Source organism: Brevundimonas staleyi (genome assembly GCF_041893865.1).
GTDB classification, from domain to species: Bacteria; Pseudomonadota; Alphaproteobacteria; order Caulobacterales; family Caulobacteraceae; genus Brevundimonas; species Brevundimonas staleyi.
Window position 1 is genome coordinate 3,188,554 of the sequence record NZ_CP169082.1, and the last position, 25,097, is coordinate 3,213,650.

The following is a 25,097-nucleotide window of genomic DNA, read 5'->3' on the forward strand; positions in this document are numbered from 1 at the left end:
CGATTTGCACTGTTTCCCGAATTTCGAGTGCAAACAGTGCAAGCGAAAGTCAGCAAGATCAGCGACTTGACGAATCCAACACGCTGAACAGTGCAGGATTATCGGAAATGCCGGCCGCTCAGGGCGCGTGTCGGCGGGGCTGACGTTTCAAAGACCAGACCTGAGTTGGGGACTCCACCGCTCAACGCAAGACCCGCCCAAGAATAAAATCCCAATTCCTCCGGGACGCTCTATCTCACCCCGATATATTTGTGCGTCTGGACGCTGAGCCGCCATTTCGGGTGGCGCAGGCAATAGTCCATGGCCGCCGCCGTACTGGCCGCCTGATCCGGTCCGTCCATGGGCTGCAGCCAGAACCGCTCGAAGTCGAGGTCGTCGAACCGATCCGGCATGGCCAGGGCCTGCGGATAGACCAGCTTCAGCTCCTGCCCCTTCGTCTGGACCACCGGCGCGGCGGCCTTCGGACTGACGCAGATCCAGTCGATCCCCTCCGGCGCTTCCACCGTCCCGTTGGTCTCCACAGCGATGTCGAAGCCTCGCGCATGCAGCGCCTCGATCAGCGGCGCATCCAGTTGCAACAGCGGCTCCCCGCCCGTGCAGACGACCAGTTTCGGATCCCCGTCCCGCCCGATCCAGAACGACGCGACATGATCCGCCATGGCCTCGGCCGTGCGGAACTTGCCGCCGCCGTCGCCGTCCGTGCCCACGAACTCGGTGTCGCAGAAGGTGCAGACCGCGTCGGCCCGATCCTGCTCCCGCCCGCTCCACAGATTGCAGCCCGCAAAGCGCAGGAAGACGGACGGACGGCCCGCCTGGCCGCCCTCCCCCTGCACCGTCAGGAAGGTCTCCTTGACCGAATAGGTCATCGCGTCTTCAGCCACTCGCGCCAGCCGGCGGCGCGCAGGTCGCAGGCCGGGCAGGTTCCGCAGCCGTATCCCCAATCGTGCCGGTGCGTGCGGTCGCCGCGATAGCAGGTGTGCGATTCCTCGACGATCAGCTCGACCAGGGCGTCCCCGCCGATCCCGTGCGCCAGGTCCCAGGTCTGGGCCTTGGTCAGGTACATCAGCGGCGTCTCGATCGGCGACGGCTTGTCGAGGCCGAGCGTCAGGGCCCGCTCCATGGCGCTGATCGTGTCGCGGCGGCAGTCGGGATAGCCCGAGAAGTCGGTCTCGCACATGCCGCCGACCAGAACCGCCAGTCCGCGTCGGTCCGCCAGGGCCGCCGCACAGGTCAGGAAGACCAGGTTCCGCCCCGGTACGAAGGTGTTGGGCAGACCGCGCGCCCCGACCTGGATGGCCCGGTCGGTGGTCATCGCCGTCTCGCCGATGGAGCCGAAGCCGGTCAGGTCGATGACGTGGTCCGGTCCCAGCCGGTTCGCGAACTGCGGCAGGACCTTCGCCATCCCGTCGCGCACGCGCAGACGCGCCGCCATCTCCACCGCATGGCGCTGACCGTAGTCGAAGCCGACCGTCTCGACCCGCTCGTACCGCTCCAGCGCCCAGGCCAGGCAGGTCGCGCTGTCCTGGCCGCCCGAGAACAGGACCAGGGCGTCGTGGGCGGTGTCGGTCGCCAGGGTCAGGATTTGAGTATCGGTCATGACAGATCTGCGGTCGGCCTTTCGGCCGCGCGCATCGGGTTCAGTACAAGGATGAATAGGACGACCGGTCTCTACACCAGACGGACCGATCCGGCAAAAGAGACCGGCGTGATCCGACTGGCGAAAACGGACTGTTTCAGGACTTAACCCTTTTGCAAACGCTTATCCCCTATGACGTGACCCCCTGAAACTCCTCCACGAATAGCTAGAGTCCGCCCCTCGAAAGGACGGACAGAATGAAGCGATCACGGTTTACGGAAGAGCAGATCATCGGGATCCTGCGCGAGCAGGAGGCCGGTGTTCCGGTGGCGGATCTGTGCAGGAAGCACGGGCTGAGCTCGCCGACCTTCTACAAATGGAAGGCCAAGTATGGCGGCATGGACGTGTCGGAGGCCCGGCGGCTGAAGGCGCTGGAAGAGGAGAACGCCAAGCTGAAGCGGATGCTGGCGGACTCGATGCTGGACAACGTCGCGCTGAAGGATCTGCTGGGAAAAAAGTGGTGACGCCCGCTGCGCATCGAGCGGCGGCGGCGCACCTGCAGTCGGCTTACGGGATGAGCGAACGGCGGGCCTGCCGGGTGCTGGGCGTGGACCGGACGAGCGTGCGCTATCAGGCGACGCGACCGGACGACGGCGCCCTGCGCGATCGGCTGAAGGCCCTGGCCCAGGAGCGTCGGCGGTTCGGCTATCGACGTCTGCACGTGATGCTCCGGCGCGAGGGCCATGCGGTCAACAAGAAGCGTGTCCAGCGGATCTACCGCGAGGAGAAGCTGACGGTGCGTCGGCGCGGCGGGCGCAAACGCGCGATGGGCACAAGGCGGCCGCTGGAGATTCCTCTGGTCGCAAACCAGCGCTGGTCGCTGGACTTCGTGTCCGACCAGATGACGGACGGGCGGCGCTTCCGCATCCTGACGGTGATCGACAACTGCACCCGCGAGTGCCTCGGGCTCGTCGCCGACACCTCGCTGTCAGGGCGACGGGTGGCGCGCGAGTTGGACGCCATCATCCTGCGACGCGGGCGACCCGAGACGATCATCAGCGACAACGGCACGGAATACACGTCCAACGCCATCCTGGCCTGGGCCGACGACGCCGGTGTGGGCTGGCACTACATCGCGCCGGGCAAGCCTCAGCAGAACGGCTTCAACGAGAGCTTCAACGGCCGTCTGCGTGACGAGCTGCTGAACGAGACGCTGTTCCGATCCCTGCCGCACGCCCGTGCGGTGCTCGAAACCTGGCGGCGCGACTACAACGAAACCCGGCCGCACTCGAAGCTCGGCTGGCTGACGCCGCAGGCCTACGCAGATGCGCTCAGCGGAAAGATCGGCCGGTCCGCTGCGCTGGTTGGAGGCTGCGCTGACCGGCCTCTTGCCAACCCCACCAACCCCAGTTCAGATCACCAAAGGACTCTCGTTATGGCTGGATGAGAAACGGGGGTCACGTCACCTACTGTCCACCGGTATCAGGGAGTTTCGGCCAGTATGCCGACGATCGAAGTTCTGACGGAACGTGCCGAACCCGTGTTGCCGACGACGTCGGCGGCGGATGTCTTCGCACGGTTCCAACGTGAGCCGGACACGCTTGTCATCCCCGTCGTCGAGGACGATCGCCCGGTCGGTCTGATCGAGCGCAACGCCTTCCTCATCAAGATCGCCGGCCCCTTCGGCCACGCCCTCTACGCCAATCGTCCGGTCTCCCACGTCATGGATCCCGAGCCGGCCGTGGTCGACGCCGGGGTCCGCATCGACGCGTTCTGCGACATCCTGATCAAGGGCGGCGCGGGTTCGCTCATGCGCGGCTTCATCGTCACGCGCGGCGGACGCTATCGCGGCATCGGCACGGCCGTGTCCCTGCTCCAGGCCGTCAACGAACAGCAACGCGCCCAGAACGCCGAATTGGCCGAACAGCAACGCGCCCTGACCGACAGCCGCACCCAGGCCCTGGCCTCGGCCCGCGCCAAGTCCCAGTTCCTGGCCATCATGAGCCATGAGCTGCGCACGCCCATGAACGGCGTCCTCGCCGTCGCCGAACTGCTGCGTCGCCAGCCCCTGACCGAGGCGGCCCAGTCGCACGTCCAGACCATCGTCGATTCCTCCGAGACGCTGCTGCGCATCCTTCAGGACGCGCTGGATCTCTCGCGCGCCGAGGCCGGCGAGCTGGAGATGAGCCCGGCCCCTACCCCGCTGCGCGCCCTGATGGACGACATCGAGGCCATGTGGGCCCCGCGTGCGTCCCAGGATCACGTCCGCCTTATGGTGGGCTACGAGGGCGACACCGAACTCTGCGCCGACATCGACGGCGTGCGCATCAAACAGGTCTTCAACAACCTGATCGGCAACGCCCTGAAGTTCGCCCGCAACGGCGTGGTCGAGGCCAGCCTGAAGGCCTGGTCCGAGAACGGCGTGGTCCAGATGGAGGCCCGCGTCCGCGACGACGGCCCCGGCGTGGACGCCGACCGCGTGGACGCCATCTTCGAACCCTTCGTCCACGGCTCCGGCCCGGACGGCGCAGGCCTGGGCCTCTCGATCTGCCGTCAAGTGGTCGAGCGCATGGAAGGCCGGATCTGGGCCGAGAACAACGCCGGTCGCGGCGCCACCTTCGCCTTCGACGTCTCCGCGCCCCTGTCGGAAAAGGTCGAGGACGAGGCCTCCAACGTCTCGGCCCTGGCCGAGCTGGAACTGCAGGCCAACCCCCACATCCTGATCGTCGACGACAACGCCACCAACCGCGTGGTCGCCCAGGCCCTGTGCGAGATGTTCGGCTGCTCGTCCGAGACCGCCGAGGACGGCGTCGAGGCTCTGGAAGCCGTTCAGGCCCGCCCGTTCGACCTGGTTCTGATGGACATCAAGATGCCGCGCATGGACGGCGTCCAGGCGACCCAGGCCATCCGCGCCCTGACCGGCCCGGAACGCAACATCCCCATCGTCGCCCTGACCGCCAACGCCGACCCGGACGACGCGAAACACTATCTGTCGATCGGCATGGCCGCCGTGGTCGAGAAGCCGATCAAGCCGGAACGCCTGCGCATGGCCATGAACGCCGCCCTGTCGGAACCGGCCGAGGTCGCCGTCGCGGAACCGGCGCGCAAGGGCCGCGCGGCCTAGTATCGAAGTCTAGTCCGGCCGTTCGTCCGGCGCCTCGTCGTCTTCCTCGTCATAGCCGACCAGGCGGAGGGCGCGGGCCTTCGTCCCGTTCAGCTCGGCCCAACGCAGAAGCCCCTCCTCACGCCCGTGGGTGATCCAGACCTCCTCGGGGCGGATCTCCTCGAAGGTGGCGATCAGTTCGGGCCAGTCGGCGTGGTCCGAGATGACCAGCGGCAGCTCCACCCCCCGCTGCTTCGCCCGCGCCTTCACCAGCATCCAGCCCGAGGCGAAGGCCGTCACCGGATCGGCGAACCGCCGCGCCCAGCGGTCCTGAATGGCCGACGGCGGGGCGATGGCCACCTCCCCACCCAGGGCGTCCTTCTTCAGACCCGTCGCCGGCAGGATGGGCCCCAGATCCACACCCTCCCGCTCGTACAGCCGGTTCAGCCGCTCCAGCGCGCCGTGGACGTAGATCGGCCGCTCCCAGCCCTGCTCGCGCAGCAGTTTGATGACCCGCTGCGCCTTGCCCAGGGCATAGGCGCCGACCAGATGCGCCCGCTCGGGAAACTGGCCCAGAGACTGGACCAGGCGCGCGATCTCCTCCCCGTCCGGCGGGTGGGTGAAGACCGGCAGGCCGAACGTCGCCTCCGAGATGAAGACATGGCACGGCACGGGCTCGAACGGCGCGCAGGTCGGGTCGCGACGGCGCTTGTAGTCGCCCGACACCACCATGGTCAGGCCCTGATAGCTGACCACCGCCTGGGCCGACCCCAGCACATGCCCCGCCGGGACCAGCTTGATCTCCACCCCGTTGTGGCTCGCCGTCTCGCCATAGGCCACGGGCTGGCGCAGCGTGGTGAAGTCCTCGCCATAGCGTTCGGCCATGATGGCCAGCGTCTGGTCCGTGGCCAGAACCGCGCCGTGGCCCGACCGCGCATGGTCCGAATGCCCATGGGTCACGACCGCGCGATCCACCGGCCGCACCGGGTCGACGTAGAAGTCTCCCGGCGGGCAATAGAGGCCCGCGGGCGTCGGTCTCAGCAGGTCTTCGGGACGGATCATGGGTCTGGTACGGGCCTGGGTCGGGACTTGCGCACGAAGACGCGCCCGATAAGGACGGTCTCATGAGCGATACGTTCCTGACCACCCTCCTGCCTCAGCTGGCGTCCGGCGCCGCCCACACCCACGCCCTGGGGTTCGTGTTCGAAGGCATCGTCGGCGACCGCGTGCGCCTGCGCACCCCCTGGCGGCCTGATCTGGTCGGCGACCCGGAGACGGACGTCATCGCCGGCGGCCTGGTCACCGCCATGCTGGACCATGTCGGCGGCCTGGCCGTCTGGACGGCGCTGGGTCGCTACGAGCCCATCGCGACGCTCGATCTGCGCGTCGACTACATGCGGCCCGCGCGTCCCCGCGTGGATCTGCTCAGCGAGGCCCGCTGCTATCGCGCCACCCGCACCATCGGCTTCGTCCGCGCCTGGGCGTTCGAGGACGATCCCGCCGACCCCGTGGCGGCGGCCCAGGCCACCTATGTCATCTCGTCCGACGGCGGCCGCGGCCCCGGCGCGAACCTGAAGAAGGCCGACCGCGCATGACCGCCCTGCTCGACACCATCCCCTACGCCCGCTTCCTGGGTCTGCGCACCGAGCTGGAGGGCGACGTCCTGACCGTCGTCATGCCCTTCGCCGATCACCTGGTCGGCAATCCCATGCTGCCCGCGCTGCACGGCGGTTCGACGGCCGCGATGCTGGAGCTGACCGCCGTGGCCCAGGTGGCTCACACCTGGCCGCGCCTGCGTCTGCCCCGCCCCATCACGGTGACCACCGCCTATCTGCGCTCGGGCAAGCCGGTGGACGTCTACGCCCGCGCCCGAATCTCCCGCGCCGGCCGCCGCGTGGCGCACGTTCTGGCTGAAGCGTGGCAGGAAGACCCGCTTCAGCCGATCGCCAGTCTGACCGCCCATTTCTCGATGGACGACCATTCCGCCTGACCCGCCCCGCGTTCGCTCCGATGGTTAAAGAAGTCCTACCAATCTCGCCCTTGGCGTGTTAAGGATCCCTTTACCATTGTAAATTTTTGGAAGAGGCTAACATGGATCGGACTGAAGTCGTCGCCAGCGTTGCGGGCGATCTGTATGCGACGGAACAAGCGGTCGACGCCGCGATCACCTCGGCGACCACCCTGGTGCAATCCATGATCGGCGCCCGTGCGCTGCTGAAGGTCTCGCCGGTCGCCGGCGCCGGCTCGCAAGCCAAGGCCATGGAAGCCATCGCCGCCCTCTCGGCCGCGCGCGAAGCCATCGTCGCCTGCCACACCGAACTGGCCAAGGATCACCGTCGCCTGGGCTACGGCGTCTACAACGTCGGCCCGCTGGACAAGCCCGACGACGCCGACTGGGGCCAGGGCCCTCCGCCGCCGCAGGTCGAGCAGAAGCTGGCCACGGTTCGCCCGATCCGCGCTGCGTGAATTCGGGGTAATGTCGAGGACTTCGGTTTTCGATTGAGCAGACTCGAAGCATGATCGCCCTCGCGTCCTTCGACGCGGGGGCGATTTCATGTTGGACACCCTGTATTCGCAGATCGGCCTGTTGCCGATGGTGCTGGTCGGCATCTTCGCCTTCACCAAGGGCGACGAGCCGGAGCGTCTGGCCATGGGCGCCTATCTGCTGGGCTGGATGGCGGGAATGCTGATCCAGTCGGACAGCGGTCAGGACCTGAGCTGGCAGCCCGGCCTGTTCGCCCTCGATGTCCTCATGCTGCTGGTGTTGGGCGGACTGGCGTGGAAATTCCGCCGGACCTGGCCGATCTGGGCCGCCTCGCTGCAACTCGTCATCGTCATGAGCCACATCGTCGCCCTGTTCGATCTGCGCGGCGGGATGATGTCCTTCTACACGGTCGTGAATCTGGCCGCGTACGGCGTCCTGATCGCCATCGGCATCGGCACCTTCTGGGCCTGGCAGGAACGTCGCGCGGCCGGTCTGGAATAGGCCGAAATTCCTAGTTATGGTGTCGCCGAATCACAAAGGCGGAATCCATGCCCCTGTCCCATGCCAAAGTCTGGGCCGCGCTCGACGAGATCGCGAGCCGTGAAGGCCTCTCCGTTTCCGGTCTGGCGCGTCGCGCCGGTCTGGACGCCACCTCGTTCAACGTCTCCAAGCGGTTCGGGCCGGGCGAGGCGAAACGCCCCCGCTGGCCCTCGACCGAGAGCCTGACACGCGTTCTGGACATCGCCGGCCTGTCGCTGGCGGAGTTCGCGGCCCTGGCCGAGGACGACGACCAGCGCGCCCCGACCATTCCCCTCTTGGGCATGGCCCAGGCGGGCGCGGACGGCTTCTTCGACGACGCGGGCCTGCCGACCGGCGAAGGCTGGGACCAGACCGATCTGCCCCTGCCCGGCCCCAGCCTGTTCAGCCTGGAGATCACCGGCGATTCCATGGCCCCCCTGTACCGCCAGGGCGACCGCGTCCTGGTCGATCGCGACCGCACCGACGTCAGGAAGGGCGACCGCGTCGTCGTCCGCACCACCACCGGCGAGACCACAGCCAAGGAGATCGCCTCCCTGACCGCCAAGGCCGTGACCCTGAACTCGATCAACCCGGCCTACGAACCCCGCGTCATCCCCCGCAAGGACATCGACTGGATGGCGCGGATCCTGTGGGTGAGCCAGTAAGGCCTCCCCTTCCAACCTCCGCTCACCCCAGCGAAGGCTGGGGTCCAGATGGAAGACTCAAACGGTCAGAACAGCAGAGACGATGCGCCGTCCAGGTCGTCCGTATCCGTGATCTGGACCCCAGCCTTCGCTGGGGTGAACGGCTGAGTGTGTAACAACAAGAAAGGGCCGCCCCCTCTCGGGACGGCCCTGACTTCATCCGGCGCTGTCAGCCCTTAATAGGGCTGAACATAGTTCGCGTTCACCCAACCGCCGCCGGCGATCTGGACCCACTCACCCTGCGAGCCGATGGCCGTAAAGGGCTGGCCGGCCGACAGCGAACCGGCCTGACGGTAGCTGGTGCCCGGACCCGAGCGGATGCGCAGGTTCGACGCGGCGCGATACTGGGCGCCCGACGAGTTGGCCTGCGAGGCCGCGCGCGCGCGCTGCTGGTTGCAGCCGATGTAGGAACCGGCCGCGGCGCCGGCGCCCGCGCCGACGATGGTGCCGGCGGTCCGCTCGTTGCGGGCCAGGTTCGAACCGGCGACGGCGCCGAGCAGGCCGCCGATCACGGCGCCCGCCGTCTGGCGACCGCCCGGGGCGTCACAGTTGGTGATGCCGTTGGCCTGGGCCTGGGCGGCCATCGGGGCGGCGGAAACCAGGGCGGCCAGGGCGGCGGCCGTGGCCAGCGAGGTGGTGAAGATCTTCGACATGGCTCTCTCCATTCATCGAGGTTGGTCGATGGCGTGAGAATGCGCTGGCCCACATGAAGGCTCCCGGAGCGCTGCCGTTATTTTCGGTTCATGTACGCAAACCGACAGAACGTCGCTACTTGGCCAGCTTCCCGTTCGCGCCCGCCTCGATCAGCTCGATCGTCTGCGCCAGTCCGTAGATGGCCGCGAAGGAGCCGAAACGCGGCCCTTGCGATGCGCCCAGCAGCACCTCGTACAGCGCCCCGAACCAGGCCCGCAGCGGCTCGAACTCATGCGCCTTGCCGACCGCATAGACCTCGTTCTGGATCAGCTCGCTGTCGGTCGTGTCCGCCGGCAAGGCCTTCAGCCGCGCCGCCAGATCCAGCAGGGCCGCCTTCTCCTTCTCGTCCGGCAGACGATAGGACTTCGTCGGCTTCACGAAGTCCTCGTAGTAGTTCAGCGCATGGCCCATCAGCCGATCCAGCGTCGGCTCGGTCTGCGGCGTCGCCTCGGGCAGATACTTCGCAAAATAGGCCCACAGTTGTTCCTTGGACGAAGCGTTGGCCACGCCCACAAGGTTCAGCAGCAGGGCGAACGACACCGGCGATGCCACCTTCGGCGGAGCGCCCGCGTGAATCGACCAGACGGCGTTGTCGATCTGCTTGGCCGGCTCCTGCGTCTGGAACTGGTCGATGAAGCTCAGATAGTCGTCGATGGCGCGCGGGATGACGCCGAAATGCAGCGACTTGGCCGACTTCGGCGACTGGAACATGTACCAGCTCAGGCTCTCCGGCGTGCCGTAGCGCAGCCACTCGTCCATCGTCAGGCCGTTGCCCTTGGACTTGGAGATCTTCTTGCCTTCGATGTCGAGGAAGAGCTCGAAATTGAACCCGACCGGCGCCGTGCCGCCCAGGGCGCGACAGATCTTGCCGCTCTCGCGCACGCTCTCGATCAGGTCCTTGCCCGACATCTCGTAGTCGACGTCCAGCGCGGTCCAGCGCATGGCCCAGTCCGGCTTCCACTGCAGCTTCACATGACCGCCCGTGACCGGCAGTTCGGTGCGCCCGCCGGCAGGGTCGTCGAAGACGATGGTCCCCTTCTCGACGTTCCGCTCCAGCGTCGGCACCTGCAACACCTGGCCCGTGATCGGGCTGACCGGAAGGAAGGGCGAATAGGTCGCGCGGCGTTCCTCGCCCAGTGTCGGCAGCATGATCGCCATGATGGCGTCGAACCGCTCCAAGAGGGTCAGCAGGGTCTCGTCGAACCGGCCGGACTTGTAGGTCTCGGTCGAGGACATGAACTCGTAGTCGAAGCCGAACCCATCCAGGAACGCCCGCAGACGCGCGTTGTTGTGCGCCCCGAAGCTGTCGTGCGTCCCGAACGGATCGCGGACGCGCGTGAGGGACAGATGCAGGTCCTCGCGCAGCATCTCCGGGTTCGGCACGCCCTCCGGCACCTTCCGCAGACCGTCCATGTCGTCCGAGAACGCGATCAGCCGCGTGCGCCAGTGGTCGCCCGTCAGAGCGCGGAAGGCGTTCCGCACCATCGTCGTGCGCGCCACCTCGCCGAAGGTGCCCATGTGCGGCAGGCCGGACGGACCATAGCCCGTCTCCAGCACCACCGGCTTCCGCAGGGCCTCGAACGTCGCCAACGCCTCGTCCGCCTTGCCGGCGTCGATCAGCAGTTTCGCCGCCGCCCGATCCGCATCCGACAGACGCTTCTTCAGGACGTGGTCCAGCAGGATGCGGGCCTGTTCGAAGGGCCAGGACTTGGCGTCGCGCGCCAGGGTTTCGAGGTTCTGCAGCATGGGCGGGGGTTTGCAGCCTGAGGCCCCTTGGGTCAACCAAGCGGCTTGGCAAACACTCGCTCCAAGCCGTCCCAGTTACTCGGTCGCCTCGTCTCAAGCCTGGGATCGACCAGGCCAAGCTCATCAAGCGTCCAACTCATTCGACCGAAATTGCAGCCGGCGCAGGTGACGACAATATTCTCAAGTGAGTTGTCGCCTCCTCGACTGTGCGGAATGACATGGTCGAATTGCATCCACATGCACTGGAAAGCGGCATGCTGGCCGTAGGTCTCCGTTCCCCAAGAGACGGCGGTAGGGTACCACTTGGCGAACGCGCGTCTGACCTCCGGCCGGATCAGAGGTATTCCGCAGAAGACGCAATGCCTTCCCCAACGCTCTATGACCTGGGACTTTTCCGCCGAGGTTGGCATTCGCACCGCGACCCGGGCAGACTTGGGCAGGTACGCAGGTGAGCCCTCAACAACGCGATAGCGCTGAAAGTGCACCTGCTCAGGATGGTTCTTGCGACTTCCCCAAAGCGAGTCCGTCCAAGCGGTCAGAGTCTTGATGTCTGCGTCGCGCAACAGACGCTCCGCGTTGGCTGAGTTTCCCAACACATGAAAGTCCGCCGCTTCCGACAATAGCGAACAGGCCAGCACAACCTCGGCAGGAGGATCGCGCAAACACCGACGTGGCGAGAAATAGTCCGGAGCCGCGCTGTTGAGACTCATTGGGTCAACGCCGACCTACTGGCCCAGCCCGTTCCGCACCTGCTGCTCCCGACCGTTGGTGAACAGGTCGGCGGCCCTCAGCTTGGCCTGATAGGGGTCGGAGAAGCCCCAGGTCTCAGCCAGCGTCTGGGCGTCGGCGTAGGACAGGCCGGTGTCCTCCCACTCGCAGACGGCGCCCTGGACCCGGCTTTCGCGCAGCACGACCGGCACATTGTCGCCGATGCCGTTCAGGATCTTCTGGCCGATGATGACCTTGCCGCCCTCGACATCCTGACCGTAAAGCGCCCCCACCAGCTTGGCGTCGCAGTAGTTGTAGCGGGAGCCGAAGAAGGCCTGATACTCGCGCTGCTGCTCCATGGCCCGGGCGGGCTGGCCGAACATCACCAGGGCGATGGCGCTGGACATCAGAAGCCCGGCCGACAGGCGGCGGACGCACGTCTTGAAGCGGTTGGTCATCGATTGGTCTCCGTGAAGGTCACGGCCGCCCCCGGCCAAGCTGAAACTATACGACCTAATCGATCAGGCGAAAGCGGCGTTGTCGCGGCGCGCAAGGTCCAGCCAGCGCCCTCTTGCCGCCTCATCCATCGGCGCCCGGATCAGCAGTTCGACCAGCGAGCGGGGCGCCGCCTCGCCCGGTTGCCGGTCCCGGCACCAGCCCAAAACGCCCTCGAACAGGGCCGCCCCGTCCATCAAGGGCCCCACCTCCAGCGACGCCGGCAGCACCCGCACCTCGACCGTATGCTTGTCCGCCCGGCCGGTCAGCAGGTTCGCCAGATTGAGGTCGCAGTATTTCGTCAGCCCGACCCCGGCGAGCGCCGCCTTCGCCTCCGTCCAGTCCATCGCCTCGAAGCCCGGCCCCGTCGTCAGGTCCCGCAGCGCCGCCGGCCAGTGGCCCAGCCGCACGCAGTTTCGGTTCACCCCGACCAGCCGTTTCAGCGGCTCGCCATGCCGCGTCCAGACCTCGACCAGACCCGCGACGGCCCGCGCCGAACACAGGGCCTCGCCGTCGAAATGCACATGGGTCGCCGCCTCGACCGGCACGGTGAAGCCCAGCGCCCGCGCCTCGACCAGCAGCCTCTCCAGCACCGCCTCATGGTCCGCCTCGATCGGCGCCGTCACGATCTCGCAGGGCCGCTCCCGCTCTCCGGGCAGGGGCGCGTCGATGGCCACCGAGCGGCCGTTCGCATCGACCACCCGCACCATCCCGGCCTCATGCCGCTGCGCCTCCGTCCCGAACAGGGCCGCCAGAGGCTCCAGCGTCCGGTCCCCCTCCGCATCCGGATCGCAGTGCCGCTCCACCAGCCGCAACAGCCGCCCGTCGTCCGCCACGATCCGCCGCCAGCCCGGCAAGGCCGCCCGCTCCCGATCCAGATCGCGTTGCAGGGTCAGGTCGTCCACGAACGAGGCGACCCACGCCCCCTGCCCGTCCCGCACGCGAAAGCCGGGCGTCAGGTTCTCGAACACCGGCCGTCCCTCGACGGCGCTCGGCTCGGACTGCGGATGAAAGAACCGCTCGACCGTCCCGCCGATACGCGCGGCCACCGCCTCGGCCAGATCGCGCCGCGACCGCCCGGCCGGGGCCATCAGTTCGATCTCGAACCCGGTCTTCCAGTCCAGCGTCGCCATGGCGCCAGCCTAGCAGCAGCGACCGGCGCGTCAGCCCTCGGCTTTGGCTCCAGCCTCGGCGGCGGCCGGACGACCCACGCCCGGAATGGCCACGCACCGCTGCTGCGTCCCGCCGCCCGGCGCGGCCTCCACGCGCGGCGCGATGGAGGTCACCGTGGTCCCGTCCGGCCCGTAGGTGCCCAGGAACTGGCACCCGGTCTGCAGGTCGGTCAGCACATAGACCCCCGGCTGGTCCGTCGCCGTCTTCGAGAAGGTCGCGCCCACGGCGGCCAGAAGCGCGCCGCCCGGATTGTCGATGGCCTGCTGCACCTGGGCGGTGCGTGTGTTGACGGTCTCCAGCGTCGCCTCGGCCTGGGCGGCCGTTTCCTGCAGACCCTGCAGCGCGGTGACCCCGTCCTCGCAGGCGGCGAGCGACAGGGCGAGGGCGGAGACGGCGAGCGCGGCGATCAGTTTCATACGACACTCCTGCCCCAGACCGCCGCGCCTGTCAGTCGGACATAAGGTCTCACGCCTTGACCGCGACCCTTGACCTAGGAGGGGGCCCGTGGCCTTTGCCCCGCCTGATGAAGACCGCCGATTTCGACTTCGACCTGCCCGAGGACCGCATCGCGCTCCGCCCCGCCGAGCCACGCGACAGCGCCCGGCTGCTGGTCGTGAAGGACGGCGATCTGGCCGACCACGTCATCTCCGACCTGCCCGACTTCCTGCGCCCCGGCGACGCCCTGGTCTTCAACGACACCCGTGTCATTCCCGCCCGCCTGTCCGGCGTCCGCGAACGGATCGGGCCGGAGGGGGAAACCCTGACCGTCGAGGTCGAGGCCACCCTGCACCACCGCGACGCCCCCGACGTCTGGTCCGCCTTCATGAAGCCGGGCAAGCGCATCAAGGTCGGCGACCATATCCGCTTCGGCACGACCAGTGACGCCGCCTGCGACCTCGGCCGTCTCGACGCGACGGTCGCCGCCAAGCACGACGACGGCCTGATCACCCTGAAGTTCGACCTCGCCGGTCCCGTCCTGGACGACGCCATCCGCGACGTCGGCGTCATGCCCCTGCCGCCCTATATCGCCGCCAAACGACCCGAGGACGACCGCGACCGCTCGGACTACCAGACCGTCTTCGCCGAGCACGACGGCTCCGTCGCCGCCCCCACGGCGGGCCTCCACTTCACCCCCCGCCTGCTCGACGCCATCCGGGCCAGGGGCGTCACCACCCACGCCGTGACCCTGCACGTCGGCGCCGGCACCTTCCTGCCGGTCAAGGCCGACGACACCGCCGAGCACAAGATGCACTCCGAATGGGGCGAGGTGTCCGCCGAGACCGCCGCCGCCCTCAACGCCGTCCACGCGAACGGCGGCCGCATCGTCTGCGTCGGCACCACCTCCCTGCGTCTGCTGGAATCGGCCACGACGTCGGAGGGCGAAATCCGCCCCTTCCACGGCGACACGGCCATCTTCATCACGCCCGGCTACGCCTTCCGCGCGGTCGATGTCCTGATGACCAACTTCCACCTGCCGAAGTCGACACTGTTCATGCTGGTCAGCGCCTTCGCGGGCCTCGACACCATGAAGGCCGCCTACGCCCACGCCATCGCGGACGGCTATCGCTTCTATTCCTACGGCGACGGCTCCCTCCTGCATCGCCAGACCTTGACCTGACGGCGCCCCCGGCGTCCTCTGCGGCTCCCCCGCCGTCAGCCTTGGACCAGCCTATGTCGCGTCTCGCCGTCTCCGCCTGCCTCGCCGCCCTTCTGATCGCGAGCGCCTCGCCCTCGGCGGCCCAGACGACGCCGCGCGGCCCGACCACCCCCGACATCGGCGGCTTCCCCGACAGCCCCCAGATCCCGGCCCCGACGCAGGCGACCTATCCCGGCGTCATCAAGTACGAGGTGGACGCCACCGACCTGGACCACCGCGTCATCTCGGTGCGCCAGACCATCCCGGTCGCCTCGCGCAGCCTGACGCTGCTCTATCCGAAATACCTGCCGGGCAATCACGCCGATTCCGGCCCGATCCAGTTGTTCGCCGGCCTGACCATCACCGCGAACGGCCAGCGCGTCGAATGGCGCCGCGATGCGGTCGATCCCTACGCCTTCCACATCGACGTGCCAGCGGGCGCGACCGAGATCGTCGCCGAGTTCCAGTGGCTGACCCAGTCCGACAACGCCAACTGGCGCGTCGTCATGACCCCGTCGATCGTCAACATGGAGTGGGAAAAGGCCCTGCTCTACCCGGCCGGCTATCGCTCGACCGGCATCACCTTCGCCCCCTCGATCAAGCTGCCGGAGGGCTGGCAGTACGGCGTGGCGCTGGAAACCACGTCTTTTGAGAATGGCGTGGCGACCTTCGCCCCCGTCGATCTCTACACCCTGGTCGACAGCCCCATGTTCGCCGGCGCCCATTATCGCCGCATCGACATCGACGCGGCGGGCGATGACGTCCACCTGAACATCGTCGCCGACAATGCCGAGAACCTGGCTCCCACCGACGAACAGATCGGCCTCTACACCAATATGGTGACCCAGGCCGACCGCCTGTTCGGCTCGCGCCACTATGACAAGTACGAGTTCCTGCTGGCCCTGACCGACCAGCTGGGCGGCATCGGCCTGGAGCACCACCGCTCGTCCGAAAACACTGCGGGCCCCAACTTCTTCACCAGCTGGAACGCCTCGGCGGGCAACCGGGCGCTGCTGCCCCACGAATACACCCACTCCTGGAACGGCAAGTTCATGCGGCCGGCGGACGAGCTGACCGCCAACTACAATGTCCCGACCGAGAACAGCCTTCTGTGGGTCTATGAGGGCCAGACGGAATATTGGGGCGACGTCCTGTCCGCCCGCGCGGGCCTGCACACCAAGACCCAGGCCCTGATCGGTCTGGCCGACCGCGCCGCCTTCTACCAGAACCAGCCGGGCCGCCAGTGGCGGAACCTGCAGGACACCAACAACCACAACCTTCTGGGCTACCGCATCCCCGGCCAGTGGCCGTCCTGGATGCGCGGCACCGGCGACTACTATGACGAAGCCGCACTGATGTGGCTGGACGCCGACACCCTGATCCGCGAGCTCAGCCGCGACCGCAAGTCGCTGGACGACTTCGCCCGCAGTTTCTTCTCGCCGGAAGGCACGAACGGGTCGTGGACGCCGCAGGGCTACACCTTCGCCGACGTCGTCGCCGCCCTGAACGCGGTCCAGCCCTACGACTGGGCGACCTTCCTGCGCACGCGTCTGGACGCCGCCGGCCCCGACGCGGTCGCCCCGCTGGATGGCCTGGAACGCGGCGGCTACCGCCTGATCTATGTCGAGGAGCCGAACGCCGACGAAAAGGCGATGTCCTCCAACTGGGGCTCGGACTTCCGCTACTCCCTCGGCTTCAGCCTGACCGGCGCGACGCTGCGCATCGGCGCCATCCAGTGGGGCGGCCCGGCGTTCGAGGCGGGCATCGGCGCCGGCTGGGACCTGATCGCCGTCGGCGACCGCGTCGCCACCGCCGAGGTCCTCCGCAACGCCGTCACCGCCGCCAAGTCGGGCAACGCCCCCATCCGCCTGATCCTGCGTCAGGGCCAGCGCATCCGCACGGTCGAGCTGAACTACACCGGCGGCCTCCGCTACCCGCGCCTGGAGCGGATCCAGGGCACGCGCGACCGGATCGGCGAGATCATGACGGCGCGGTCGCGATAGGTTGCCGGCGCGCGGAATGACGCCGCTTGCGGGTTGCGTCATTCCGCCACGAGCGCGGAACGCCTCCCGCCTTCGGGCCGCTCCTTTCAGATAACCAACGAAAGGAACGCTCCATGACCGCCCAGACGACCGCCGCCGAAACGGCCACCCGCCATCTGGCCGAGGCCGTGCAGAGAAAGGCCGAGACCCCGCACTGGACCGGCCCGGAAGACCGCAGCCGCAACGACGGCCCGGCGGAGACCCCCAACGCCAAGATCGCCCCGTCCGGCGCCCTTCACGCCGAGGGCATGCGCGCGGCCATCGCCCGCTCGACCGGCGACCGCTAGAGCCGGACCCCGACTTTCGCCCAAACGAAAAGGGCCGGTGGTTTCCCACCGGCCCTTCCCAAAGAATAACCCGTGAGGGCTGTTCTTACTTGATCTGCACCTTGGCGCCGGCTTCCGTCAGCTTCTTGGCGATCTCGTCGGCGGTTTGCTTCGAGACGTTTTCGACGACGTTCTGCGGAGCGCCTTCGACCAGGTCCTTGGCTTCCTTCAGGCCCAGGTCCGAACGGACGCCACGGACTTCCTTGATGACGTTGATCTTCTTGTCGCCGCCGTCGACCAGGACAACGGTGAACTCGGTTTGCTCTTCAGCGGCTTCGGCCGGAGCGGCAGCGCCGCCACCGCCGGCCGGCATGGCCATGGCGACCGGAGCGGCGGCGGAAACGCCCCACTTTTCTTCCAGCAGCTTGGACAGTTCGGCGGCTTCGAGGACGGTCAGCGAGGACAGGTCTTCGACGATCTTGGACAGGTCAGCCATGTCAGTTTTCCTTCGGGGAATAGATAGGTTTCAGAGAGGGGTATGCGGAGATGGAAAGGCTTACGCGGCTTCCTTCGCGCCATAGGCGCTGAAGACGCGGGCCAGCTGGGCGGCGGGAGCCTGAACGACGCCGGCGATCTTGGTCGCGGGAGCGTTGATGAGGCCCAGCAGCGAGCTGCGGATTTCGTCGAGGGTCGGCAGCTTGGACAGGCTGTCCACGCCCTTCACGTCGACGACGGTCTCACCCATGAAGCCGCCGACGATGACGAAGCGGTCATTGCCCTTGGCGAATTCGGTGGTGACCTTGGCGGCCGTCGCGGGGTTCTCGGCATAGGCGATGCCCACGGGACCCTTGAACAGGCCGTGGTAGTCGCTGCCTTCTTCCGCTTCGAGCGCCTTCAGCGCCAGGCGGTTCTTGACCACCTTGAACGCTCCGCCCGCGGTGCGCAGACGGCCCCGCAGGTCTTCCATTTCCGCAACGGTCAGACCCAGGTTGTGGGTCACGACCACGCTGCCGGCCTCGGCGAAGACGCCTTTCAGCGACTCGATCGATTCGGCCTTTTGTGCGCGATCCATTGCGGTCTCCAATCTTGAGGTTCGACGCCGGGCTTATTCCCGACGGCGAGATGGCCAAGGCGCCGCGCATCGCTGCGAAGCGTTCAGGCCGGGTAGCAATGTCCGAAGGATGCTCTGACAGGTCCGTCCCGGAACCGGGCCGACCGTGTCGTCTGCGTCCCCATCTCCCCACGGCGCTGGAGGGCTCTCCAGCATTTACGGCGAAGGTGACCCCCTCGCCCCGAAGTTCTCGGACAGGACCGCCAGTGCCGAAGCCCTGACGGAGAGGCGCGCTCTATACAGGAAGACGGGCGTAAATCAACCGGCGTGCACGCCGATCCCGCAGAAGACCGCTCCCGACCCGCGCCGAACGCGAAACTCGCCCGTCCGGCGTCCGATTTTCGACCATGCGTCTCAAAGTGAAGGCGCACCTCCGTTTTGTGTGGACGGCCGCGACCGCACGGCTAGGCGTGAGGGTTCGAGGCCTCCAGGTCGGAGGTCGATCGCGGGGGCGATTGAATGTTCAGGTGGATTCTCGGCGGACTGTTCGCGGCGGTCCTGGCGCTGGCCGGGCTGATGGGCGCGTCTTCGGTTCAGGCCCAGGTCCCTCCCCGTCCCGTCGTCCACGGCATCATGAGCAGCGCCTGCCAGGCCAGCGCCGTCAACCGGTGTGGCGCGGGGTGCGGGGACGATGCCCAGTGCATTTTCGGATGCCAGATTGGGGCCTTCAACAACGTGGATGCCTGCACCTCCAGTTGCGTCGGTTTCGGCCCACAGTGCCTGAGCAACTGTCTGCGAGCCATGGATAACCTGCAGCTCTGCTTCTTCCCGACCGTCGGCGGCACGGTCAGCGGCCTGGGCAGCGGCCAGTCCGTGGTCCTGCGGAACAACGGCGGCGCCCCCCTGACGGTCAGCGCCAACGGCGCCTTCACCTTCCCCATGTGGGTCACGCTCAACGACGCCTATGCGGTGACGGTTTCGGGTCAGCCCACGGGACAGACCTGCACCGTCACGAACGGCTCGGGCGTCGCTCTCGACACTGTGGTGGTCCTTACCCCCTACGGCGTGACCGATGTCGCCGTGACCTGCGTCAGCAATGTCCCGACGATGTCGGAATGGGGCACCGTCCTGCTGGTCGGAATGCTGGCGATCGGCGGGCTGCTCCTGCTGAGCCCGATCATCGTCCGCGCCCCGCCGACGGCGTGACGCGCCGGGCCTAAACCGCGCTCGCCGGGAAACGCCGCCGCCGCTCCACGACCGCCAGACCGCACAAGGCCAGCAGCCCCGTCAGCCCGATCATCGCCCACTCCGTCAGGGTCGGGACCGCCGCAGGGGGCGCGGCCATGTAGCACAACGTCACCTCGCCGTTGCCGCTCCGCACCCCGTCCGTGGCGCTGGTCGGAGCCGCGCTGGTGTAGGAACCCCCGCCGCCGCCGGGCCAGGTACCGGATCCACCGCCCGTGCCGCCGCCGCCGTTGTAGCCGCCGCCTCCACCACCGGCCCCGCCGCCGCCGAAGCCTCCAAGGCCGGCTCCTCCCGGATTGATGTCCCCCCCTTCGGCGCCTTGGGTCAGCGCACGGCCGCCCCGGCCGTGAACGCCGTCGATGCCGTTCGTGAAGAGCCCGCCACCGCCTCCGCCGCCGCCCGCGACATCGGCGCTGCCGCCCGAGCCGTTCAGTCCTCCTCCGGCTGCGCCCGTCGCGGTCACCGCGCCGGAGATCCCGACGCCCAGACCAGTCGCGCGTCCGGGCAGGCCGGCGTTCCACTCATAGGCTCCGCCTCCGCCGGCCGCCGCCACCCTGAGACTGGCCAGGGTCGCATTGCTCAACACGCAGGGTGAAGAGCCCGATGAGAAGACGAATGACCCTCCGCCGCCGCCGGCCCCACGGTTCGGAGGCGCCGGGGCCCCTTTCACGCCGGCCACGATGCAGAGCCGCTCCCCCGGCGTCACGGAATAGGTCGCCAAGACCTCGGCGCCCAGTCCGCCGTCCTGGGTCGCGCTGAGGCCGCCCTCGGCGCCCCGAGCCCGGACGACGACGCTGGTCACCCCAGCAGGCGCGACCCACGAAAACGGTTGGGCCGGATCGGTCGTGCTGCCCGCCGGCAACGTGGAAGCAAAGGTCTGGCTCACGCCCGCGCACACCGCCTGCGTCAGCGCCGGTCCCGCCGACATTAGCACCACCCATGCCACGGCGCCCAGCGTCGCCGTCCGCTTCAAGGTCTTCGTCATTTCAGCTTCCCCAATTTCAATCGGGTTAGCCCCGTTTCGACGGGGCCTCGCAAGACCTGACGGCCCTCCAGCTTCACTTTGAGACGCCTTGTCGAATTGCCGCGCCGAACCGCGCTAAAGCTATTCTGGCCACAAGCTTGGCCATGAGGATCGCGACATGACCGACGACGCCCAACCGGATCGGCTACCGCATATCGCGGCCCACATCGGCGCCGACTACGCCGACAGTTTCGCCGCCTGTCGCGAGCTGATGGCGCCCATGTTCGACCTGACGGCGCCCTCGCCCGAGGTTGCGGCCGCCTACACCATGGACTTCGCCCTCTACGACTACGGTCCGATCAAGCTGGGCATGTCCCTGTCCTCGGCCTCGATCATGGTGCGCGATCCCGGCGTCATCGCCCGCACCGGCGCGGATCATTTCCACGTCCAATTCTACCGCACCCACGGCTTCGTCATGACAATCGACGGGGCCGAGCGAGAGGTCCGGCCGGGCGACGTCGGCTTCATGGACCTGTCCCGCCCGGTCGCCATCCGCACCGACGGGATCGACAATCTGGCGGCCATCATCGACCGCGACCTTCTGCTGCCCCTGCTGGCGGAACCGCTCGACTTCCACGGCGCGGTCCTGTCGCGCGAGAGCGAGGCCGGCATCGCGGTGCGCGAACATCTGGAGGAGATGTGGCGTCTGGGGGCGGACCTGACCGTCGCCGAGGGCCTGGACTGGAGCCGCACCGCGGCCGAGGTCATCGTCTCCGCCGTGCGAACCAGCGACCAGCCGCCCGCCACCCGCACCGAGATGCGCCAGGCCCAGTTCCGCGCCCTCTGTCGCCGCATCGACCGCACGCTCGACGATCCCGAGCTGGGACCCGAGATCCTCGCGCGCCAGTTCTTCATCACCCGCCCCACCCTCTACCGGATGTTCGAGCCGCACGGCGGCATCGGTCGCTACATCCTGCGCCGTCGCCTGACCGGGGTGTTCCGCGACCTCTCCGACCCGACCCGGGCGGAACAGCCGATCGCCGCCGTCTTCAACCGCTGGGGTCTGGACAGCCACACCGCCGCCGGCCGCGCCTTCCGCGCCGCCTGGGGCATGACCCCGTCCCAGTGCCGCAGCCGCGCCCTGGAGCATCACCGCAACGGCGCCCTGTCCCCCTCGACCTTCACCATCCCGCCGGAGATGCCGGCCAGCGTCAAAGCCTACCGTTGAGCCGCGCCAAACCCCTTCCGCAACAGAGTGACCCCATGCGACTTTTGATCTTCGCCGCCGCGCTCGCCGGCGCCCTCATCGCCAGCCAGGCCATGGCCCAGGCCACCAACTACACCTTCACCAGCGGCCTCTATGACACGATCGGCAACTCCACGACGTGCACGATCGGCGAGTGCGCGACCTTCACATCAGCGCATCGTGCGACGGCGACCCTGACCTATGCGGCGCCGCTGGCCCCGAACCTGCCCCACGCCGAATACTCGGCGGGCGTCATCGCCTACACCTTCAGCGACGGCGTGCGGACGACGACGGGACCCAGCCCCATCACGGCCCTGTATCGGGTCGAGTTCGCGACCGATGGGGCAGGCGTTCCGATACAGCCGGTGATCACCTTCGAACGGACGCCGGGACCGCCCTACACCGTCAACGACGCCGGAGATCCCAACTCCCTGGTGAGCTTCATCAACTTTCTGCCCTTGAGGACCGTCGTCGGGGCGAACACGATCTGCAGTTCACGGGGCGTCGGCATGAACCCCAGCCCCGGCCCAGGCTCGTGCAACGCCGTCTTCGGCGGCCTCCAGTCCAGCGGTGCGGAAAGCAACGTCGCGCCCGTCGTCACGGTGGCGGCGGTCCACCCGGTCCCCACCCTGTCCGAATGGGCGCTGATCCTGCTGGGCCTGACGTTGGCGGGCGGGGCGGCGCTGGCGATCCAGCGCCGTCGCCTCACCGCCTGACGCTCACGCCCACCCGGCCGGTTCGCGCGCGTCGAAGGCGGCGCGGGCCGTCTCGACCTCGCCGATCTTCCCCTCGGACCAGGCGATCAAGGGCGTCAGCGCCCCGACCAGGGTCCGACCCAGCGGCGTCAGCGCATATTCCACCGTCACCGGCGTCGTCGGAAAGACGTGGCGCGACACCAGACCGTCCCGCTCCAGAGCCTTCAGCGTCTGGGCCAGCATCTTCTGCGACACCCCGCCGATGCGCCGCTTCAGGCCGTTGAACCGCATCGGCCCCTCGTCCAGCACCTGGACCACCAGCACCGTCCACTTGTCGCCGATCCGGTCCAGCATCTGGCGCGTCGGACAGTTGGGCGCGAACACGTCGGGCAGGTGCAAGGCGGCAGGCGGTATCTGTGGGGTGACCTGCTGAGGCTGAGGTGCGTTCTTGTGCATCCGGTATGAATATCACACCTGGTCACCATTGGATACCAACCCAAGGAGACCTCCCCATGAAGATCACCGTCCTCGGCGCCAGCGGTCGCGCCGGATCCGAAATCACCAGGGAACTGGCCGCGCGCGGTCACACCGTCACCGCCGTGGCGCGCAAGCCCGAAGCCATCCCCGCCGCCGACGGCGTGACCCCGGCCCAGGGCGACGCCTCGGACCTGACCGCCCTCGCCGCCCTCATCAAGGGTTCGGACGCGGTCATCAGCGCCCTTCATTTCGACGTCCCGGCCGCGACGATCCTGTCGGCCCTGAAGACCGCCGGGGTCCCCCGTCTTCTGGTCACCGGCGGCGCGGCCAGCCTTCAGGTCGCGCCGGGCGTCCGTCTGATCGACACGCCGGAGTTCCCCGAGGAGTGGAAGGTCTTCGCCCAGGGCGGCATCGCCTTCCTCGACGACCTGCGCGCCGAGACCGACATCGACTGGACCTTCTTCTCCCCCGCCGCCGTCATCGAGGAAACGCCGCGCCTGGGGACCTTCCGCACCGGCACGGACCAGCTGGTCGTCGATGACAGGGGCGAGAGCCGCATCGGCTTCTCCGACTACGCCATCGCCATGGTGGACGAGCTGGAAAACCCGCAGCACAGCCGCGCCCGCTTCACCGCCGCCTATTAGCGGTCTTGGTGGTCCGGCCGCCGTCGGATTGCTGGATCGGCGGTTCACGCCGCCGGAGTTTAGCTGTCGCCGGCCGCGCCTCCCCCACCGCAATGACCGCAAACGAAGACGGCCCCGGAGATCGCTCTCCGGGGCCGTCTTCGACCTGTCAGCCCTTCAGGGCAGGCTCGATATCCGTCTGTGCGAAGTCGTCGCCCTTGAACAAGAGCGGCGCGCTCATCGCCCTGGCGCAGGCGTAGGCGAAACAGTCGCCCATGTTCAGCCTGGCCGGATGCCGCCCCTTGCCGAACCGGTCGAAGGCCTCCAGCGCCAGAACCTGCTCCGCCTCGCCGATGGGCGCGATCTCGATCTGCGATCTGGCCAGATAGGCCGTGATCGCGGCCGAGGCCGTCGGGATATCGCGATCGTTCTCACGCGCGACGGCGCGCACGGTCTCCCATACCGCCACGGCGGAGGTCCACGAGCGCTCGGTCGACGCGATGCAACGCTCGAAGGCCAAGCCATCCTCCTCGTCAAGAAGGATGGCGCAGAGAGCCGAGGCGTCGATGAACATCAGTCGCCCGACATCTCGTCGAAGAAGGCCTTGTCCGCCTTCAGGCCCGTCTTCGGCCACGCGCGGATAGTGTCTGAGACCTCCCGCATGCGCGCCAGCTTCTCCTCGACCCGGTTCGCCTCGCGCTTCAGCTCCGCCTCGACCGCCAGTTTGATGGCTTCGGTCAGACCCAACCCGCGCTTCAGCGCCAGCTCGCGCACCAGGGCGTCGGTCGTCGCATCTCGAACGTGAAAGGCCATCTGGCGATCTCCAGCTAGTGGCTAGCCACATGATAGCCACTAGCTAGCCGAAACCTATCATCGGCTAGCCGAGCCGCCAAACGCGAACGAAAACGGCCCCGGAGATCGCTCTCCGGGGCCGTCTTCAGTTCAATCGCCTGGGCGACTTAGGCGGTCAGCGAGGCCGGATCGACCTTGAAGCCCGGGCCCATGGTCGAGGACAGGGTGATGCGCTTGACGTAGGTGCCCTTGGCGCCCGACGGCTTGGCGCGGTTCAGCGCGTCCACATAGGCCTTCACGTTGGCTTCGAGCGCTTCCTGGGTGAAGGAGGCCTTGCCGATGCCGCCGTGGGCGATACCGGCCTTCTCGACGCGGAACTCCACTGCGCCGCCCTTGGCGTCCTTGACGGCCTGGCCGACGTTCGGGGTCACGGTGCCGACCTTGGGGTTCGGCATCAGGCCGCGCGGGCCCAGCACCTTACCCAGACGACCCACCAGGGCCATCATGTCGGGCGAGGCGATGACGCGGTCGAAGTCCATCAGACCACCGTTGATCTGCTCGTACAGATCCTCGGCGCCGACGTACTCGGCCCCGGCGGCGCGGGCCTCATCGGCCTTGGCGTCCTTCGCGAACACAGCCACGCGAACGTCGCGGCCCGTGCCCGACGGCAGGTTGACGACGCCACGGACCTGCTGGTCGGCGTGACGCGGGTCGACGCCCAGGTTGACGGCGATTTCGATCGACTCGTCGAACTTGGCCTTGGCGTTGTCCTTGACCAGCTTGATGGCGTCGGCGAACGGCAGCAGCTCCAGCGTGACGCCGGTGCGGGCCTTTTGAGCCTTGGTTTGCTTGGCCATG

Annotated in this window: 30 protein-coding genes; 14 read left to right on the plus strand and 16 right to left on the minus strand. The window is 67.9% G+C overall.

Annotation, left to right across the window (positions count from 1 at the left end; genetic code table 11):
* Positions 1–230: 230 nt before the first annotated feature.
* Both queE and queC read right to left on the minus strand, forming a co-directional pair.
* A complete protein-coding gene (queE, locus tag ACETK8_RS16120; RefSeq protein WP_374036845.1) occupies positions 231–866 on the minus strand; it encodes a 7-carboxy-7-deazaguanine synthase in 636 nt (211 codons plus the stop codon).
* Entirely contained in the window at positions 863–1,597 is a 735-nt protein-coding gene (queC, locus tag ACETK8_RS16125) for a 7-cyano-7-deazaguanine synthase QueC (protein WP_374036846.1), read from the minus strand. The genes queE and queC overlap by 4 nt, the downstream gene beginning before the upstream one ends.
* A gap of 236 nt (positions 1,598–1,833) precedes the next feature.
* On the opposite strand from queC, the gene ACETK8_RS16130 reads away from it, so the two are divergent.
* Positions 1,834–3,023 (plus strand): IS3 family transposase gene (locus ACETK8_RS16130; RefSeq protein WP_249341170.1). Its coding sequence is split into 2 segments (ribosomal slippage): positions 1,834–2,086 and positions 2,086–3,023, totalling 1,191 coding nucleotides; the frame shifts between segments, so codons are not numbered across the junction.
* A 54-nt stretch (positions 3,024–3,077) separates the two neighbouring features.
* Positions 3,078–4,700 (plus strand): response regulator, encoded by a 1,623-nt coding sequence (locus ACETK8_RS16135; protein WP_374036847.1) that lies wholly within the window; start codon positions 3,078–3,080, stop codon positions 4,698–4,700.
* A gap of 9 nt (positions 4,701–4,709) precedes the next feature.
* Here ACETK8_RS16135 and ACETK8_RS16140 read toward each other — a convergent pair whose 3' ends face one another.
* Complete coding sequence (locus ACETK8_RS16140; RefSeq protein WP_374036848.1) at positions 4,710–5,741, minus strand: ligase-associated DNA damage response exonuclease; 1,032 nt, start codon at positions 5,739–5,741, stop codon at positions 4,710–4,712.
* A gap of 62 nt (positions 5,742–5,803) precedes the next feature.
* Here ACETK8_RS16140 and ACETK8_RS16145 point away from each other — a divergent pair, with 62 nt between their 5' ends.
* The 5 genes from ACETK8_RS16145 to ACETK8_RS16165 all read left to right on the plus strand — a co-directional run bounded on the left by ACETK8_RS16145 (position 5,804) and on the right by ACETK8_RS16165 (position 8,348).
* Entirely contained in the window at positions 5,804–6,274 is a 471-nt protein-coding gene (locus tag ACETK8_RS16145; protein ID WP_374036849.1) for a PaaI family thioesterase, read from the plus strand.
* Positions 6,271–6,669 carry a PaaI family thioesterase gene (locus tag ACETK8_RS16150; RefSeq protein ID WP_374036850.1) on the plus strand — a complete coding sequence of 133 codons (399 nt, stop codon included), beginning with the start codon at positions 6,271–6,273 and terminating at the stop codon, positions 6,667–6,669. Before ACETK8_RS16145 ends, ACETK8_RS16150 begins: the two co-directional genes overlap by 4 nt.
* Before the next feature lie 101 nt (positions 6,670–6,770).
* Entirely contained in the window at positions 6,771–7,145 is a 375-nt protein-coding gene (locus tag ACETK8_RS16155; RefSeq protein ID WP_374036851.1) for a hypothetical protein, read from the plus strand.
* A gap of 88 nt (positions 7,146–7,233) precedes the next feature.
* Complete coding sequence (locus ACETK8_RS16160) at positions 7,234–7,665, plus strand: hypothetical protein (protein ID WP_374036852.1); 432 nt, start codon at positions 7,234–7,236, stop codon at positions 7,663–7,665.
* Positions 7,666–7,712: 47 nt separating this feature from the next.
* Complete coding sequence (locus tag ACETK8_RS16165; RefSeq protein ID WP_374036853.1) at positions 7,713–8,348, plus strand: S24 family peptidase; 636 nt, start codon at positions 7,713–7,715, stop codon at positions 8,346–8,348.
* A gap of 215 nt (positions 8,349–8,563) precedes the next feature.
* Here ACETK8_RS16165 and ACETK8_RS16170 read toward each other — a convergent pair whose 3' ends face one another.
* The 6 genes from ACETK8_RS16170 to ACETK8_RS16195 form a co-directional block, all read right to left on the minus strand.
* Positions 8,564–9,040: an SH3 domain-containing protein gene (locus tag ACETK8_RS16170; RefSeq protein ID WP_374036854.1), complete on the minus strand. Its 477-nt coding sequence runs from the start codon at positions 9,038–9,040 to the stop codon at positions 8,564–8,566.
* A gap of 115 nt (positions 9,041–9,155) precedes the next feature.
* Positions 9,156–10,826 (minus strand): lysine--tRNA ligase, encoded by a 1,671-nt coding sequence (locus ACETK8_RS16175; RefSeq protein ID WP_374036855.1) that lies wholly within the window; start codon positions 10,824–10,826, stop codon positions 9,156–9,158.
* 32 nt (positions 10,827–10,858) lie between these two features.
* Positions 10,859–11,536, minus strand: a complete 678-nt coding sequence (locus tag ACETK8_RS16180) for an HNH endonuclease (RefSeq protein ID WP_374036856.1) — start codon at positions 11,534–11,536, stop codon at positions 10,859–10,861.
* Between the two features lie 15 nt (positions 11,537–11,551).
* Positions 11,552–11,992, minus strand: a complete 441-nt coding sequence (locus tag ACETK8_RS16185) for a hypothetical protein (RefSeq protein WP_374036857.1) — start codon at positions 11,990–11,992, stop codon at positions 11,552–11,554.
* 63 nt (positions 11,993–12,055) lie between these two features.
* A complete protein-coding gene (locus tag ACETK8_RS16190) occupies positions 12,056–13,162 on the minus strand; it encodes an amidoligase family protein (protein WP_374036858.1) in 1,107 nt (368 codons plus the stop codon).
* A gap of 30 nt (positions 13,163–13,192) precedes the next feature.
* Positions 13,193–13,618, minus strand: coding sequence for a hypothetical protein (locus ACETK8_RS16195; RefSeq protein ID WP_374036859.1), 426 nt, complete (start codon positions 13,616–13,618; stop codon positions 13,193–13,195).
* Between the two features lie 107 nt (positions 13,619–13,725).
* Here ACETK8_RS16195 and queA point away from each other — a divergent pair, with 107 nt between their 5' ends.
* From queA to ACETK8_RS16210, 3 genes are all read left to right on the plus strand, one after another.
* A complete protein-coding gene (gene queA / locus ACETK8_RS16200; protein ID WP_374036860.1) occupies positions 13,726–14,820 on the plus strand; it encodes a tRNA preQ1(34) S-adenosylmethionine ribosyltransferase-isomerase QueA in 1,095 nt (364 codons plus the stop codon).
* A gap of 53 nt (positions 14,821–14,873) precedes the next feature.
* Positions 14,874–16,841, plus strand: coding sequence for a M61 family metallopeptidase (locus tag ACETK8_RS16205; RefSeq protein WP_374036861.1), 1,968 nt, complete (start codon positions 14,874–14,876; stop codon positions 16,839–16,841).
* Positions 16,842–16,954: 113 nt separating this feature from the next.
* On the plus strand, positions 16,955–17,167 hold the full coding sequence (locus tag ACETK8_RS16210; protein WP_374036862.1) for a hypothetical protein: 213 nt from the start codon (positions 16,955–16,957) through the stop codon (positions 17,165–17,167).
* Between the two features lie 85 nt (positions 17,168–17,252).
* Here ACETK8_RS16210 and rplL read toward each other — a convergent pair whose 3' ends face one another.
* On the minus strand, positions 17,253–17,642 hold the full coding sequence (gene rplL, locus ACETK8_RS16215; RefSeq protein ID WP_374036863.1) for a 50S ribosomal protein L7/L12: 390 nt from the start codon (positions 17,640–17,642) through the stop codon (positions 17,253–17,255).
* Between the two features lie 60 nt (positions 17,643–17,702).
* Positions 17,703–18,218 (minus strand): 50S ribosomal protein L10, encoded by a 516-nt coding sequence (gene rplJ, locus ACETK8_RS16220; RefSeq protein ID WP_374036864.1) that lies wholly within the window; start codon positions 18,216–18,218, stop codon positions 17,703–17,705.
* Positions 18,219–18,716: 498 nt separating this feature from the next.
* Between rplJ and ACETK8_RS16225 the strand changes: the two genes are divergently transcribed.
* Positions 18,717–19,403 (plus strand): IPTL-CTERM sorting domain-containing protein, encoded by a 687-nt coding sequence (locus ACETK8_RS16225; RefSeq protein WP_374036865.1) that lies wholly within the window; start codon positions 18,717–18,719, stop codon positions 19,401–19,403.
* Between the two features lie 10 nt (positions 19,404–19,413).
* Here the strand turns inward: ACETK8_RS16225 and ACETK8_RS16230 are convergent, their stop codons facing one another.
* Positions 19,414–20,427: a hypothetical protein gene (locus tag ACETK8_RS16230; RefSeq protein ID WP_374036866.1), complete on the minus strand. Its 1,014-nt coding sequence runs from the start codon at positions 20,425–20,427 to the stop codon at positions 19,414–19,416.
* Between the two features lie 157 nt (positions 20,428–20,584).
* Between ACETK8_RS16230 and ACETK8_RS16235 the strand changes: the two genes are divergently transcribed.
* Positions 20,585–21,634: a helix-turn-helix domain-containing protein gene (locus tag ACETK8_RS16235; protein ID WP_374036867.1), complete on the plus strand. Its 1,050-nt coding sequence runs from the start codon at positions 20,585–20,587 to the stop codon at positions 21,632–21,634.
* A gap of 35 nt (positions 21,635–21,669) precedes the next feature.
* Positions 21,670–22,368 carry an IPTL-CTERM sorting domain-containing protein gene (locus tag ACETK8_RS16240; protein WP_374036868.1) on the plus strand — a complete coding sequence of 233 codons (699 nt, stop codon included), beginning with the start codon at positions 21,670–21,672 and terminating at the stop codon, positions 22,366–22,368.
* Between the two features lie 3 nt (positions 22,369–22,371).
* Here the strand turns inward: ACETK8_RS16240 and ACETK8_RS16245 are convergent, their stop codons facing one another.
* On the minus strand, positions 22,372–22,746 hold the full coding sequence (locus ACETK8_RS16245; RefSeq protein WP_374036869.1) for a winged helix-turn-helix transcriptional regulator: 375 nt from the start codon (positions 22,744–22,746) through the stop codon (positions 22,372–22,374).
* Positions 22,747–22,859: 113 nt separating this feature from the next.
* Here ACETK8_RS16245 and ACETK8_RS16250 point away from each other — a divergent pair, with 113 nt between their 5' ends.
* On the plus strand, positions 22,860–23,468 hold the full coding sequence (locus tag ACETK8_RS16250) for an NAD(P)-dependent oxidoreductase (RefSeq protein ID WP_374036870.1): 609 nt from the start codon (positions 22,860–22,862) through the stop codon (positions 23,466–23,468).
* 148 nt (positions 23,469–23,616) lie between these two features.
* Here the strand turns inward: ACETK8_RS16250 and ACETK8_RS16255 are convergent, their stop codons facing one another.
* The 3 genes from ACETK8_RS16255 to rplA form a co-directional block, all read right to left on the minus strand.
* Positions 23,617–24,021, minus strand: a complete 405-nt coding sequence (locus tag ACETK8_RS16255; protein ID WP_374036871.1) for a type II toxin-antitoxin system VapC family toxin — start codon at positions 24,019–24,021, stop codon at positions 23,617–23,619.
* Complete coding sequence (locus ACETK8_RS16260) at positions 24,021–24,260, minus strand: type II toxin-antitoxin system VapB family antitoxin (protein WP_374036872.1); 240 nt, start codon at positions 24,258–24,260, stop codon at positions 24,021–24,023. The genes ACETK8_RS16255 and ACETK8_RS16260 overlap by 1 nt, the downstream gene beginning before the upstream one ends.
* Before the next feature lie 146 nt (positions 24,261–24,406).
* On the minus strand, positions 24,407–25,096 hold the full coding sequence (gene rplA / locus ACETK8_RS16265) for a 50S ribosomal protein L1 (protein WP_374036873.1): 690 nt from the start codon (positions 25,094–25,096) through the stop codon (positions 24,407–24,409).
* Between the last annotated feature and the right edge of the window lies 1 nt (position 25,097).

Bases quoted from the DNA above. Each gene is read 5' to 3' on its own strand.
- queE (WP_374036845.1), bottom strand. From the start codon at position 866: ATGACCTATTCGGTCAAGGAGACCTTCCTGACGGTGCAGGGGGAGGGC.
- queC (WP_374036846.1), bottom strand. From the start codon at position 1,597: ATGACCGATACTCAAATCCTGACCCTGGCGACCGACACCGCCCACGAC.
- ACETK8_RS16135 (WP_374036847.1), top strand. From the start codon at position 3,078: ATGCCGACGATCGAAGTTCTGACGGAACGTGCCGAACCCGTGTTGCCG.
- ACETK8_RS16140 (WP_374036848.1), bottom strand. From the start codon at position 5,741: ATGATCCGTCCCGAAGACCTGCTGAGACCGACGCCCGCGGGCCTCTAT.
- ACETK8_RS16145 (WP_374036849.1), top strand. From the start codon at position 5,804: ATGAGCGATACGTTCCTGACCACCCTCCTGCCTCAGCTGGCGTCCGGC.
- ACETK8_RS16150 (WP_374036850.1), top strand. From the start codon at position 6,271: ATGACCGCCCTGCTCGACACCATCCCCTACGCCCGCTTCCTGGGTCTG.
- ACETK8_RS16155 (WP_374036851.1), top strand. From the start codon at position 6,771: ATGGATCGGACTGAAGTCGTCGCCAGCGTTGCGGGCGATCTGTATGCG.
- ACETK8_RS16160 (WP_374036852.1), top strand. From the start codon at position 7,234: ATGTTGGACACCCTGTATTCGCAGATCGGCCTGTTGCCGATGGTGCTG.
- ACETK8_RS16165 (WP_374036853.1), top strand. From the start codon at position 7,713: ATGCCCCTGTCCCATGCCAAAGTCTGGGCCGCGCTCGACGAGATCGCG.
- ACETK8_RS16170 (WP_374036854.1), bottom strand. From the start codon at position 9,040: ATGTCGAAGATCTTCACCACCTCGCTGGCCACGGCCGCCGCCCTGGCC.
- ACETK8_RS16175 (WP_374036855.1), bottom strand. From the start codon at position 10,826: ATGCTGCAGAACCTCGAAACCCTGGCGCGCGACGCCAAGTCCTGGCCC.
- ACETK8_RS16180 (WP_374036856.1), bottom strand. From the start codon at position 11,536: ATGAGTCTCAACAGCGCGGCTCCGGACTATTTCTCGCCACGTCGGTGT.
- ACETK8_RS16185 (WP_374036857.1), bottom strand. From the start codon at position 11,992: ATGACCAACCGCTTCAAGACGTGCGTCCGCCGCCTGTCGGCCGGGCTT.
- ACETK8_RS16190 (WP_374036858.1), bottom strand. From the start codon at position 13,162: ATGGCGACGCTGGACTGGAAGACCGGGTTCGAGATCGAACTGATGGCC.
- ACETK8_RS16195 (WP_374036859.1), bottom strand. From the start codon at position 13,618: ATGAAACTGATCGCCGCGCTCGCCGTCTCCGCCCTCGCCCTGTCGCTC.
- queA (WP_374036860.1), top strand. From the start codon at position 13,726: ATGAAGACCGCCGATTTCGACTTCGACCTGCCCGAGGACCGCATCGCG.
- ACETK8_RS16205 (WP_374036861.1), top strand. From the start codon at position 14,874: ATGTCGCGTCTCGCCGTCTCCGCCTGCCTCGCCGCCCTTCTGATCGCG.
- ACETK8_RS16210 (WP_374036862.1), top strand. From the start codon at position 16,955: ATGACCGCCCAGACGACCGCCGCCGAAACGGCCACCCGCCATCTGGCC.
- rplL (WP_374036863.1), bottom strand. From the start codon at position 17,642: ATGGCTGACCTGTCCAAGATCGTCGAAGACCTGTCCTCGCTGACCGTC.
- rplJ (WP_374036864.1), bottom strand. From the start codon at position 18,218: ATGGATCGCGCACAAAAGGCCGAATCGATCGAGTCGCTGAAAGGCGTC.
- ACETK8_RS16225 (WP_374036865.1), top strand. From the start codon at position 18,717: ATGTTCAGGTGGATTCTCGGCGGACTGTTCGCGGCGGTCCTGGCGCTG.
- ACETK8_RS16230 (WP_374036866.1), bottom strand. From the start codon at position 20,427: ATGACGAAGACCTTGAAGCGGACGGCGACGCTGGGCGCCGTGGCATGG.
- ACETK8_RS16235 (WP_374036867.1), top strand. From the start codon at position 20,585: ATGACCGACGACGCCCAACCGGATCGGCTACCGCATATCGCGGCCCAC.
- ACETK8_RS16240 (WP_374036868.1), top strand. From the start codon at position 21,670: ATGCGACTTTTGATCTTCGCCGCCGCGCTCGCCGGCGCCCTCATCGCC.
- ACETK8_RS16250 (WP_374036870.1), top strand. From the start codon at position 22,860: ATGAAGATCACCGTCCTCGGCGCCAGCGGTCGCGCCGGATCCGAAATC.
- ACETK8_RS16255 (WP_374036871.1), bottom strand. From the start codon at position 24,021: ATGTTCATCGACGCCTCGGCTCTCTGCGCCATCCTTCTTGACGAGGAG.
- ACETK8_RS16260 (WP_374036872.1), bottom strand. From the start codon at position 24,260: ATGGCCTTTCACGTTCGAGATGCGACGACCGACGCCCTGGTGCGCGAG.
- rplA (WP_374036873.1), bottom strand. From the start codon at position 25,096: ATGGCCAAGCAAACCAAGGCTCAAAAGGCCCGCACCGGCGTCACGCTG.